The 12,478-nt window shown below is 71.1% G+C and carries 11 protein-coding genes; all 11 read left to right on the forward strand.

Features of this window, described 5'->3' with window-relative positions; all coding sequences use genetic code 11:
- The first annotated feature begins 83 nt into the window (after positions 1 to 83).
- Positions 84 to 1,061, forward strand: a complete 978-nt coding sequence (locus tag ABD954_RS28535) for an aspartate carbamoyltransferase catalytic subunit (protein ID WP_345490254.1) — start codon at positions 84 to 86, stop codon at positions 1,059 to 1,061.
- Between the two features lie 5 nt (positions 1,062 to 1,066).
- The gene (locus ABD954_RS28540; RefSeq protein WP_345490255.1) at positions 1,067 to 2,353 is read left to right on the forward strand and encodes a dihydroorotase; all 1,287 of its coding nucleotides are present in this window, start codon (positions 1,067 to 1,069) and stop codon (positions 2,351 to 2,353) included.
- Positions 2,350 to 2,934 (forward strand): PH-like domain-containing protein, encoded by a 585-nt coding sequence (locus ABD954_RS28545; protein ID WP_345490256.1) that lies wholly within the window; start codon positions 2,350 to 2,352, stop codon positions 2,932 to 2,934. Before ABD954_RS28540 ends, ABD954_RS28545 begins: the two co-directional genes overlap by 4 nt.
- Positions 2,931 to 4,073: a glutamine-hydrolyzing carbamoyl-phosphate synthase small subunit gene (carA, locus tag ABD954_RS28550; RefSeq protein WP_345490257.1), complete on the forward strand. Its 1,143-nt coding sequence runs from the start codon at positions 2,931 to 2,933 to the stop codon at positions 4,071 to 4,073. The genes ABD954_RS28545 and carA overlap by 4 nt, the downstream gene beginning before the upstream one ends.
- Positions 4,066 to 7,374: a carbamoyl-phosphate synthase large subunit gene (gene carB, locus ABD954_RS28555; protein ID WP_345490258.1), complete on the forward strand. Its 3,309-nt coding sequence runs from the start codon at positions 4,066 to 4,068 to the stop codon at positions 7,372 to 7,374. The genes carA and carB overlap by 8 nt, the downstream gene beginning before the upstream one ends.
- Positions 7,375 to 7,430: 56 nt before the next feature.
- Complete coding sequence (locus ABD954_RS28560) at positions 7,431 to 8,543, forward strand: quinone-dependent dihydroorotate dehydrogenase (protein ID WP_345490259.1); 1,113 nt, start codon at positions 7,431 to 7,433, stop codon at positions 8,541 to 8,543.
- Complete coding sequence (pyrF, locus tag ABD954_RS28565) at positions 8,540 to 9,376, forward strand: orotidine-5'-phosphate decarboxylase (RefSeq protein ID WP_345490260.1); 837 nt, start codon at positions 8,540 to 8,542, stop codon at positions 9,374 to 9,376. Before ABD954_RS28560 ends, pyrF begins: the two co-directional genes overlap by 4 nt.
- Before the next feature lie 323 nt (positions 9,377 to 9,699).
- On the forward strand, positions 9,700 to 10,023 hold the full coding sequence (locus ABD954_RS28570; RefSeq protein ID WP_026246651.1) for an integration host factor: 324 nt from the start codon (positions 9,700 to 9,702) through the stop codon (positions 10,021 to 10,023).
- A 61-nt stretch (positions 10,024 to 10,084) separates the two neighbouring features.
- Positions 10,085 to 10,648, forward strand: coding sequence for a guanylate kinase (gene gmk / locus ABD954_RS28575; protein WP_345490261.1), 564 nt, complete (start codon positions 10,085 to 10,087; stop codon positions 10,646 to 10,648).
- Positions 10,649 to 10,676: 28 nt separating this feature from the next.
- Positions 10,677 to 10,949 (forward strand): DNA-directed RNA polymerase subunit omega, encoded by a 273-nt coding sequence (gene rpoZ, locus ABD954_RS28580; protein ID WP_005319902.1) that lies wholly within the window; start codon positions 10,677 to 10,679, stop codon positions 10,947 to 10,949.
- Between the two features lie 125 nt (positions 10,950 to 11,074).
- Positions 11,075 to 12,289: a bifunctional phosphopantothenoylcysteine decarboxylase/phosphopantothenate--cysteine ligase CoaBC gene (coaBC, locus tag ABD954_RS28585; RefSeq protein WP_345490263.1), complete on the forward strand. Its 1,215-nt coding sequence runs from the start codon at positions 11,075 to 11,077 to the stop codon at positions 12,287 to 12,289.
- The last annotated feature ends 189 nt before the right edge of the window (positions 12,290 to 12,478 follow it).

The raw sequence follows: 12,478 nt of genomic DNA on the forward strand, positions 1-12,478 counted from the left end.
TCCGGACCGGCCCACGACGGGTCCGGGGCACAGCCCTGCGCACCCGCATGCCCCCATCCTCCCCACCACGGAGAGAACCCCCGATGATGCGTCACCTCATCTCGGCCGCCGACCTCACCCGCGACGACGCCGTCCTCATCCTCGACACCGCCGAGGAGATGGCCCGGGTGGCCGACCGGCCCATCAAGAAGCTCCCGACCCTGCGCGGGCGCACGATCTGCAACCTCTTCTTCGAGGACTCCACCCGCACCCGGATCTCCTTCGAGGCGGCCGAGAAGCGCCTGTCCGCCGACGTCATCAACTTCGCCGCCAAGGGCTCCAGCGTCTCCAAGGGCGAGTCGCTCAAGGACACCGCCCAGACCCTGGAGGCGATGGGCGTCGACGCCGTCGTCATCCGCCACAGCGCCTCCGGCGCCCCGTACCGGCTCGCCACCTCCGGCTGGATCGACGCCCCCGTCATCAACGCCGGCGACGGCACCCACCAGCACCCCACCCAGGCCCTCCTGGACGCCTTCACCATGCGGCGCCGCCTGGTCGGCCGCGACGCCGGCCTCGGCCAGGACCTGTCCGGCAAGCGCATCACCCTCGTCGGTGACGTCCTGCACAGCCGGGTGGCCCGCTCCAACGTCGACCTGCTGCACACCCTCGGCGCCGAGGTCACCCTGGTGGCCCCGCCCACCCTCGTCCCCGTCGGCGTCGAGCACTGGCCCTGCGAGGTCTCCTACGACCTGGACGGCGTGCTGCCGAAGTCCGACGCGGTGATGATGCTGCGTGTGCAGCGCGAACGGATGAACGCGGCCTTCTTCCCGACCGAGCGCGAGTACTCGCGCCGCTACGGGCTGGACGGCCTGCGGATGGCGAAGATGCCCGACCACGCCATCGTCATGCACCCCGGGCCCATGGTCCGCGGCATGGAGATCACCGCCGAGGTCGCCGACTCCGACCGCTGCACGGTCGTCGAGCAGGTCGCCAACGGCGTCTCCATCCGCATGGCCGTCCTCTACCTGCTGCTCGGCGGCTCCGAGCCCGCCGCCACCAACGCCCGTACCGAGGAGAACTGAACCGCATGAGCAAGATCCTGATCCGTGGTGCGAAGGTGCTCGGCGGCGAGGCCCAGGACGTCCTGATCGACGGCGAGATCATCGCCGAGACGGGTACGGGCCTGTCGGCCGAGGGCGCCCAGGTGATCGAGGCCGGGGGACAGGTCCTCCTGCCCGGCCTGGTCGACCTGCACACCCACCTGCGCGAGCCCGGCCGCGAGGACTCCGAGACCGTCCTCACCGGCACCCGCGCCGCCGCCTCCGGCGGCTACACGGCCGTCTTCGCCATGGCCAACACCTTCCCCGTCGCCGACACCGCCGGCGTCGTCGAGCAGGTCTACCGGCTCGGCAAGGAGGCCGGCTACTGCGACGTGCAGCCCATCGGCGCCGTCACCGTCGGCCTGGAGGGCAAGAAGCTCGCCGAGCTCGGCGCCATGCACGACTCCGCCGCCGGCGTCACCGTCTTCTCCGACGACGGCAAGTGCGTCGACGACGCGGTGATCATGCGCCGTGCCCTGGAGTACGTGAAGGCGTTCGGCGGCGTCATCGCCCAGCACGCCCAGGAGCCCCGCCTCACCGAGGGCGCCCAGATGAACGAGGGCGTCGTCTCCGCCGAACTCGGCCTCGGCGGCTGGCCCGCCGTCGCCGAGGAGTCGATCATCGCCCGCGACGTCCTCCTCGCCGAGCACGTCGGCTCCCGCGTCCACATCTGCCACCTCTCCACGGCCGGCTCCGTCGAGATCGTCCGCTGGGCCAAGTCCCGCGGCATCGACGTCACCGCCGAGGTCACCCCGCACCACCTCCTCCTCACCGACGAGCTGGTCCGCAGCTACAACCCGGTCTACAAGGTCAACCCGCCGCTGCGCACCGAGCGCGACGTGATGGCGCTGCGCGAGGCCCTGGCCGACGGCACCATCGACATCGTGGCCACCGACCACGCCCCGCACCCCCACGAGGACAAGGACTGCGAGTGGGCCGCCGCCGCCATGGGCATGGTGGGCCTGGAGACCGCCCTGTCCGTCGTCCAGCAGACGATGGTGGAGACCGGCCTGCTCGACTGGGCCGGCGTCGCCGACCGGATGTCCGTCACGCCGGCCCGGATCGGCGGGGCCAAGGGCCACGGACGCCCCGTCTCGGCTGGTGAGCCCGCCAACCTGACGCTGGTCGATCCGGCATACCGTGGTGTCGTGAACCCGGCCGACTTCGCCTCCCGCAGCCGCAACACCCCCTACGAGGGCCGCGAGCTGCCGGGACGCGTCACCCACACGTTCCTGCGGGGCCGGGCAACGCTCGTCGACGGGAAGCTGGCGTGACACCTCTCATCCACCTGGCCGCCGAAGCCGAACAGAAATCGGCCGAGGTCACCGACTGGGCCGGACGGCTCGGCTGGGTCGCCGGACTGCTGCTCTTCATCGCCTTCGTCTACTGGCTGATGCGCCAGGGATGGAAGTGGCGCGGCAGCCTCCAGTCCGACCTGCCGCCGCTGCCCACCGCACCCGAGGAGCCCGGCGCACCGCGGCTGACGCTGCACGGCCGCTACCACGGCTCCACCACCGCCGGCCAGTGGCTCGACCGGATCGTCGCCCACGGCCTCGGCGTCCGCTCCCGCGCCGAGCTCACCCTCACGGACGCCGGGATCAGCGTCGTACGCCCCGGGGCGGACGACTTCCACATCCCGGCCGACCGGCTGCGCGAGGCCCGCCTCGACAAGGGCATCGCCGGCAAGGTCCTCACCGAGGGCGGCCTGCTGGTCATCACCTGGGCCCACGGCGACCAGCTGATCGACTCCGGCTTCCGCGCCGACCGCGCGGCCGAGCACGCCGCCTGGGTCGAGGCCATCAACTCCCCGAGCCCGAACATCCCCGCACGCACGACGGAAGGCACCGCACGATGACGACCTCCACCCGGGGAACCGCCAAGGTTCCCGCCGTACTCGTCCTGGAGGACGGCCGCATCTTCCGCGGCCGCGCCTACGGGGCCGTGGGGGAGACCTTCGGTGAGGCCGTGTTCTCCACCGGCATGACCGGATACCAGGAGACCCTCACCGACCCGTCGTACCACCGCCAGGTGGTCGTGATGACCGCCCCGCACGTCGGCAACACCGGCGTCAACGACGAGGACCCCGAGTCCGCCCGCATCTGGGTGTCCGGCTACGTCGTCCGCGACCCCGCCCGCGTCTCCTCCAACTGGCGCGCCCGCCGCTCCCTCGACGAGGAGCTGCGCGCCCAGGGCGTCGTCGGCATCCAGGGCGTCGACACCCGCGCCCTCACCCGCCACCTGCGCGAGAGCGGCGCCATGCGCGTCGGCATCTTCTCCGGCACCGCGCTCCCCGACGAGGGCACCATGCTCGCCGAGGTCCGGCAGCAGCCCGAGATGACGGGCGCGGACCTCTCCGCCGAGGTCGCCACCAAGGAGGCGTACGTCGTCCCCGCGATCGGCGAGAAGAAGTTCACCGTCGCCGCCGTCGACCTCGGCATCAAGGGCATGACCCCGCACCGGATGGCCGAGCGCGGCATCGAGGTCCACGTGCTGCCCGCCACCGCCACCGCCGAGGACGTCTTCGCGGTCGACCCCGACGGCGTGTTCTTCTCCAACGGCCCCGGCGACCCCGCCACCGCCGACGGCCCCGTCGCCGTCATGCGGGCCGTCCTGGAGCGCAGGACGCCCCTCTTCGGCATCTGCTTCGGCAACCAGATCCTCGGCCGCGCCCTCGGCTTCGGCACCTACAAGCTGAAGTACGGCCACCGCGGCATCAACCAGCCCGTCCAGGACCGCACCACCGGCAAGGTCGAGGTCACCGCGCACAACCACGGCTTCGCCGTCGACGCGCCCCTCGACAAGGTCTCCGACACCCCCTACGGGCGTGCCGAGGTCTCCCACGTGTGCCTGAACGACAACGTGGTGGAAGGTCTCCAACTGCTCGACCAGCCCGCCTTCTCCGTCCAGTACCACCCCGAGGCGGCCGCCGGCCCGCACGACGCCGCGTACCTCTTCGACCGCTTCGTTTCTCTGATGGAGGCCGAGCGTGCCTAAGCGCACCGATATCCAGTCCGTCCTGGTCATCGGCTCCGGCCCGATCGTCATCGGCCAGGCCGCCGAGTTCGACTACTCCGGCACCCAGGCCTGCCGGGTCCTCAAGTCCGAGGGCCTGCGCGTCATCCTGGTCAACTCCAACCCGGCCACGATCATGACCGACCCGGAGATCGCCGACGCCACCTACGTCGAGCCGATCACCCCCGAGTTCGTCGAGAAGATCATCGCCAAGGAGCGCCCCGACGCCCTGCTGCCCACCCTCGGCGGCCAGACCGCGCTCAACACCGCGATCTCCATGCACGAGCAGGGCGTCCTCGAGAAGTACGGCGTCGAGCTCATCGGCGCCAACGTCGAGGCCATCCACAAGGGCGAGGACCGCGACCTCTTCAAGGGCGTCGTCGAGGCCGTCAAGGCCAAGATCGGTTACGGCGAGTCCGCCCGCTCGGTCATCTGCCACTCCATGGACGACGTCCTCAAGGGCGTCGAGACCCTCGGCGGCTACCCCGTCGTCGTCCGCCCCTCCTTCACCATGGGCGGCGCCGGCTCCGGCTTCGCCCACGACGAGGAGGAGCTGCGCCGCATCGCCGGCCAGGGCCTCACGCTCTCCCCGACCACCGAGGTGCTCCTGGAGGAGTCCATCCTCGGCTGGAAGGAGTACGAGCTGGAGCTGATGCGCGACAAGGCCGACAACGTCGTGGTCGTCTGCTCCATCGAGAACTTCGACCCGATGGGCGTCCACACCGGTGACTCCATCACCGTCGCCCCGGCGATGACCCTCACCGACCGCGAGTACCAGCGGCTGCGCGACATCGGCATCGCGATCATCCGCGAGGTCGGCGTCGACACCGGCGGCTGCAACATCCAGTTCGCGGTCAACCCGGTCGACGGCCGGATCATCGTCATCGAGATGAACCCGCGCGTCTCCCGTTCCTCCGCGCTCGCCTCCAAGGCCACCGGCTTCCCGATCGCCAAGATCGCCGCCAAGCTGGCCGTCGGCTACACGCTGGACGAGATCCCCAACGACATCACCGAGAAGACCCCGGCCTCCTTCGAGCCGACCCTCGACTACGTCGTCGTCAAGGCGCCCCGCTTCGCCTTCGAGAAGTTCCCCTCCGCCGACTCCACCCTCACCACGACCATGAAGTCGGTCGGCGAGGCCATGGCCATCGGCCGCAACTTCACCGAGGCGCTGCAGAAGGCCCTGCGCTCCCTGGAGAAGAAGGGCTCGCAGTTCGCCTTCACCGGCGAGCCGGGCGACAAGGCGGAGCTGCTGCGCGAGGCGGTCCGTCCCACCGACGGCCGGATCAACACGGTCATGCAGGCCATCCGCGCGGGCGCCACCCCCGAGGAGGTCTTCGAGGCCACCAAGATCGACCCCTGGTTCGTCGACCAGCTCTTCCTCATCAAGGAGATCGCCGACGAGCTCGCGCTGGCCGAGAAGCTCGACCCCGAGCTGCTCGCCGAGGCCAAGCGCCACGGCTTCTCCGACGCCCAGATCGCCGAGATCCGCGGCCTGCGCGAGGACGTCGTCCGCGAGGTGCGGCACGCCCTCGGCGTCCGCCCGGTCTACAAGACGGTCGACACCTGCGCCGCCGAGTTCGCCGCGAAGACCCCGTACTTCTACTCGTCCTACGACGAGGAGACCGAGGTCGCGCCGCGCGAGAAGCCCGCGGTGATCATCCTGGGCTCCGGCCCGAACCGCATCGGCCAGGGCATCGAGTTCGACTACTCCTGCGTCCACGCCTCCTTCGCGCTGAGCGACGCGGGCTACGAGACCGTGATGGTCAACTGCAACCCGGAGACCGTCTCCACGGACTACGACACCTCCGACCGCCTGTACTTCGAGCCGCTGACCCTCGAGGACGTCCTGGAGATCGTCCACGCCGAGTCGCTCGCCGGCCCCATCGCGGGCGTCGTCGTCCAGCTCGGCGGCCAGACCCCGCTCGGCCTCGCCCAGGCGCTCAAGGACAACGGCGTGCCGGTCGTCGGCACCTCCCCGGAGGCCATCCACGCCGCCGAGGACCGCGGCGCCTTCGGCCGCGTCCTGGAGGAGGCGGGCCTGCCCGCCCCCAAGCACGGCACCGCCACCACCTTCGAGGGCGCCAAGAAGATCGCCGACGAGATCGGCTACCCCGTCCTCGTACGCCCCTCGTACGTGCTCGGCGGCCGCGGCATGGAGATCGTCTACGACGAGACGCGCCTCGAGGCGTACATCGCCGAGTCCACCGAGATCTCCCCGACCCGCCCGGTCCTCGTCGACCGCTTCCTCGACGACGCCATCGAGATCGACGTCGACGCGCTCTACGACGGCCAGGAGCTCTACCTCGGCGGCGTCATGGAGCACATCGAGGAGGCCGGCATCCACTCCGGCGACTCCGCCTGCGCCCTGCCCCCGATCACCCTCGGCGGCTTCGACGTCAAGCGGCTGCGCGCCTCCACCGAGGCCATCGCCAAGGGCGTCGGCGTGCGCGGCCTGATCAACATCCAGTTCGCGATGGCCGGCGACATCCTCTACGTCCTCGAGGCCAACCCGCGCGCCTCGCGCACCGTCCCCTTCACCTCGAAGGCGACCGCGGTGCCGCTCGCGAAGGCCGCCGCCCGCATCTCGCTCGGCGCCACCATCGCCGAGCTGCGCGCCGAGGGCCTGCTGCCGAAGAACGGCGACGGCGGCACCCTGCCGCTGGACGCGCCGATCTCCGTCAAGGAGGCCGTGATGCCGTGGTCGCGCTTCCGCGACATCCACGGCCGCGGCGTGGACACCGTCCTCGGCCCGGAGATGCGCTCCACCGGCGAGGTCATGGGCATCGACTCGGTCTTCGGAACGGCGTACGCCAAGTCGCAGGCCGGCGCCTACGGCCCGCTGCCCACCAAGGGCCGCGCGTTCATCTCCGTCGCCAACCGCGACAAGCGCTCGATGATCTTCCCGGCCCGTGAGCTCGTCGCCCACGGCTTCGAACTGCTCGCCACCTCCGGCACCGCCGAGGTCCTCAAGCGCAACGGCATCAACGCCACCATCGTGCGCAAGCTCAGCGAGGGCGAGGGCCCCGGCGGCGAGAAGACCATCGTCCAGCTGATCCACGACGGTCAGGTCGACCTCATCGTCAACACCCCGTACGGCACCGGCGGCCGCCTCGACGGCTACGAGATCCGTACGGCGGCGGTCTCGCGCGGCGTCCCGTGCCTCACCACGGTCCAGGCGCTCGCCGCCGCGGTCCAGGGCATCGACGCGCTCAACCACGGCGACGTGGGCGTGCGCTCGCTCCAGGAACACGCGGCGCATCTGATCGCGGCCCGCGACTAGCAGCCCACAAGGGGGACACCGAAAACGGTGTCCCCCTCTTGCTGAGGACACCCTTCATGTACAAGTTCTTCTTCCACCTCGTCTTCAAGCGGATGGACCCGGAGGAGGCCCACCACCTGGCCTTCCGCTGGATCCGGCTCGCGGCCCGCGTCCCGGTCCTGCGCACCTTCGTCGCCGCCGTCCTCGCGCCCCGGTACGAGGAGCTGCGCACCGAGGCCCTCGGCCTGCGCATGCACGGCCCCTTCGGCCTCGCGGCCGGCTTCGACAAGAACGCCGTCGCCATCGACGGCATGGCCATGCTCGGCTTCGACCACGTCGAGATCGGCACCGTCACCGGCGAGGCCCAGCCCGGCAACCCCAAGAAGCGGCTCTTCCGCCTCGTCCCGGACCGCGCCCTGATCAACCGGATGGGCTTCAACAACGAGGGCTCGGCCGCCGTCGCCGCCCGCCTGGCCGCCCGCAACGCCGTCTTCCGGACCGTCGTGGGCGTCAACATCGGCAAGACCAAGGTCGTGCCCGAGGCCGAGGCCGCCGCGGACTACGTGAAGTCCACCGAGCGCCTCGCCCGGCACGCCGACTACCTGGTCGTCAACGTCTCCTCCCCGAACACCCCCGGCCTGCGCAACCTCCAGGCCACCGAGTCGCTGCGCCCGCTGCTCACCGCCGTCCGCGAGGCCGCCGACCGCTCCGTGACGGGCCGCCGTGTCCCGCTCCTGGTGAAGATCGCCCCCGATCTCGCCGACGAGGACGTCGACGCCGTCGCCGACCTCGCCCTGGAGCTGGGCCTGGACGGCATCATCGCCACCAACACCACCATCGCCCGCGAGGGCCTCGGCCTGACGTCCGACCCGGCGCTGGTCGAGGAGACCGGCGGCCTGTCCGGCGCCCCCGTCAAGCAGCGCTCCCTGGAGGTCCTGCGCCGCCTCTACGCGCGCGTGGGCGACCGGATCGTCCTCGTGGGCGTCGGAGGCATCGAGAACGCCGAGGACGCCTGGCAGCGGATCCTGGCCGGCGCCACCCTGGTCCAGGGCTACAGCGCCTTCATCTACGAGGGCCCGTTCTACGCCCGCGCGATCCACAAGGGCCTCGCGGCGCGCCTCGCGGCCTCCCCGTACGCCACCCTCGCCGAGGCCGTCGGCGCCGACCACCGAAAGGCCGCCACGTCATGACCCTTTCCTTCGGCACCCGTCTGCGTTCCGCCATGGACGAGCGCGGTCCCCTGTGCGTCGGCATCGACCCGCACGCCTCCCTCCTGGACTCCTGGGGCCTGGCCGACGACATCGCGGGCCTGGAGCGCTTCACGTACACCGTGGTCGAGGCGCTGGCCGGCACGGTCGCCGTCTTCAAGCCGCAGGCCGCCTTCTTCGAGCGCTTCGGCTCGCGCGGCGTGGCCGTCCTGGAGCGCGCCGTCGTCGACCTGCGGGAGGCGGGCGGCCTGGTCGTCATGGACGCCAAGCGCGGCGACATCGGCTCCACCATGGCCGCCTACGCGGAGGCGTTCCTGCGCAAGGACTCCCCGCTCTTCTCCGACGCTCTCACCGTCTCCCCGTACCTCGGCTACGGCTCGCTGAAGCCCGCCGTGGACCTGGCGAGGGAGTCCGGCGCCGGGCTCTTCGTCCTGGCGCTGACCTCGAACCCGGAGGGCTCGGAGGTCCAGCGCGCGGTGCGGGAGGACGGGAGGACCGTCGGCGCGACGATGCTGGCGCACCTTGCGGAGGAGAACGCGGGGGAGGGCCCGATGGGCTCCTTCGGCGCCGTGGTCGGTGCCACCCTCGGCGACCTGTCCGCCTTCGACCTGGACATCAACGGCCCGCTGCTCGCGCCCGGCATCGGCGCCCAGGGCGCCACCCCGGCCGACCTGCCCGCCGTCTTCGGCGCGGCGGTCCGCAACGTGGTCCCGAACGTCAGCCGCGGCGTCCTGAAGGCGGGTCCGGACGCCACCGCTCTGCGGGCGGCCGCGGAACGTTATGCGAACGAGATCAGGGCGGCCGTGGGCGCCTGAGGCACCCCGGGAGCCGTTTTCGCCGGGTTCTCGCCAATCCGCAGGTCGGGCGGCGTGTCCCCGCCGTCTCACTCCTTGACAAAAGTTGACCCAAAACCGGGTCGTAATGTCGGAAAAGTCCTGGTCGGTCGATGCTGACCAGGACTTTTCGTCTGTTCTCGCTGACTGGAGCGGCCTCGGCCGCTAGTCTCCGGGACAGAGTCGGCGTTCGGCGTACTCCACGTCGGACGTTGCTCCACTGGTGTGGGGTGCTCCGCTCACGCGGGGCGTGCTGTATCCCACCGGTCCGTATCCGACAGTTCGACATCCGAGGTGACGTAGGCGTGGCTCTTCCGCCCCTTACCCCTGAACAGCGCGCAGCCGCGCTCGAAAAGGCCGCCGCGGCTCGCCGGGAGCGGGCCGAGGTCAAGAATCGACTCAAGCACTCCGGCGCCTCCCTCCACGAGGTCATCAAGCAGGGCCAGGAGAACGACGTCATCGGTAAGATGAAGGTCTCCGCGCTGCTTGAGTCCCTGCCCGGCGTCGGCAAGGTCCGTGCCAAGCAGATCATGGAGCGACTGGGCATCTCCGAGAGCCGCCGGGTCCGCGGCCTCGGGTCCAACCAGATCGCCTCCCTGGAGCGCGAGTTCGGCAGCACCGGCGCCTGAGGGCGCCCCCGCCCGGGCGCACGCGTCCCGGGCACACCCGTAAAGCTGGAATAATCGCTGCATGGCAGCAGAGGTACGTCCGCGGCTGACCGTGCTCTCCGGCCCCTCAGGGGTGGGCAAGAGCACGGTCGTCGCTCATATGCGCAAGGTCCACCCCGAGGTCTGGCTCTCGGTGTCGGCCACGACACGAAAGCCGCGACCCGGCGAGCAGCACGGCGTCCAGTACTTCTTCGTCACGGACGACGAGTTCGACAAGCTGATCGCCAACGGCGAGCTGCTCGAATGGGCCGAGTTCGCGGGCAACCGCTACGGCACCCCGCGCCGCGCGGTCCTCGACCGCCTGGAGGCGGGCGAGCCTGTGCTCCTGGAGATCGACCTCCAGGGCGCGCGCCAGGTCAAGGACTCCATGGCCGAGGCCCAGCTGGTCTTCCTGGCCCCGCCGAGCTGGGACGAACTGGTCCGCCGGCTCACCGGCCGCGGCACCGAGTCCCCCGAGGTCATCGAGCGCCGGCTGCAGGCGGCGAAGGTCGAACTGGCCGCCGAGTCGGAGTTCGACACCACGCTCGTCAACACCTCCGTCGAGGACGTCGCCCGCGAGCTGCTAACGTTGATGAACGTTGTCTGATCTTTTTTCCATCTTCGGAAGGTAGAGCGTGTCCTCTTCCATCACCGCGCCCGAGGGCATCATCAACCCGCCGATCGACGAGCTCCTCGAGGCCACTGACTCGAAGTACAGCCTCGTGATCTACGCGGCCAAGCGCGCGCGCCAGATCAACGCGTACTACTCGCAGCTCGGCGAGGGTCTGCTCGAGTACGTCGGTCCGCTCGTGGACACCCACGTCCACGAGAAGCCGCTCTCGATCGCCCTGCGCGAGATCAACGCGGGCCTGCTGACCTCCGAGGCCATCGAGGGTCCGGCGCAGTAGCAGCGCACCCTGTAACGCTTGTCACCACAGGCCCGGCGGAACATCCGCCGGGCCTGTGGTGTCTCATGGAGACGTGTAGTCGTGCGGTCGTACGCATCCGAGTGCGGGGAGCAGAGTTGAGCGCGGTGGCGAAGCCGAAGGTCGTCCTGGGTGTGAGCGGCGGCATCGCCGCGTACAAGGCGTGCGAGCTGCTGCGGCGGCTGACCGAGTCGGGCCATGACGTCCGCGTCGTGCCGACCGACTCGGCCCTGCACTTCGTCGGCGCCGCCACCTGGTCCGCGCTCTCGGGCAACCCCGTGGCCACCGAGGTCTGGGAGACCGTCCACGAGGTGCCGCACGTGCGGATCGGCCAGGCCGCCGACCTCGTCGTCGTCGCCCCCGCCACCGCCGACATGCTGGCCAAGGCCGCCCACGGCCTCGCCGACGACCTGCTGACGAACACGTTGCTCACCGCCCGCTGTCCGGTGGTCTTCGCCCCCGCCATGCACACCGAGATGTGGGAGCACCCGGCCACCCAGGAGAACGTGGCCACCCTGCGCCGCCGCGGCGCCGTGGTCATCGAGCCCGCCGTCGGCCGCCTCACCGGCGTGGACACCGGCAAGGGCCGGCTCCCGGACCCGGGCGAGATCTTCGAGATCTGCAAGCGGATCCTGGCCCGCGGCGTCACCGCCCCCGACCTCGCCGGCCGCCACGTCGTGGTCAGCGCCGGCGGCACCCGCGAGCCCCTCGACCCGGTCCGCTACCTGGGCAACCGCTCCTCCGGCAAGCAGGGCTACGCCCTCGCGAAGGCCGCCGCCGCCCGGGGCGCAAGGGTCACCCTCGTCGAGGCCAACACCGGGCTGCCCGACCCGGCGGGCGTCGACGTCGTGCGCGTCGGCACCGCCGTCCAGCTGCGCGAGGCGGTCCTCAAGGCCGCCGCCGACGCCGACGCGGTCGTCATGGCCGCGGCGGTCGCCGACTTCCGCCCCGCCGCCTACGCCACCGGCAAGATCAAGAAGACCGACGACGGCGGCGCCCCCACCATCGAGCTCGTCCGCAATCCGGACATCCTCGCCGAGATCTCCGCCGACCGCGCGGTGCCCGGCCAGGTCGTCGTCGGTTTCGCCGCCGAGACGGACGACGTGCTCGCCCACGGCCGGCAGAAGCTGCGCCGCAAGGGCTGCGACCTGCTCGTCGTCAACGAGGTGGGGGAGCGCAAGACCTTCGGGTCGGAGGAGAACGAGGCGGTGGTCCTCTCGGCCGACGGCACCGAGACGCCCGTACCGTACGGACCGAAGGAAGCCCTCGCCGAGACGGTGTGGGACCTGGTGCTGCCGCGCCTGCGCACCCCCGCCGTGTGACGCAGCGGCGAAGGTCCCGGCGGGTGCCGCGATGAACTCCTCGCGAACGCGACGGGACGCCGGGGCGCCCCTCCCGCGACGGCGGGAAACCTCGCGAAACGGGACAAACGTCAAGCCCGGGGCGTCGGACGGCACACAGTTCACGCCTCTCCCGGCCGGGGGACCTGGCCAGATGCCCGATCCTGCCCG

Origin of the sequence: Streptomyces roseoviridis, from assembly GCF_039535235.1 — a bacterium.
In the GTDB taxonomy this organism is placed as follows: Bacteria; Actinomycetota; Actinomycetes; order Streptomycetales; family Streptomycetaceae; genus Streptomyces; species Streptomyces roseoviridis.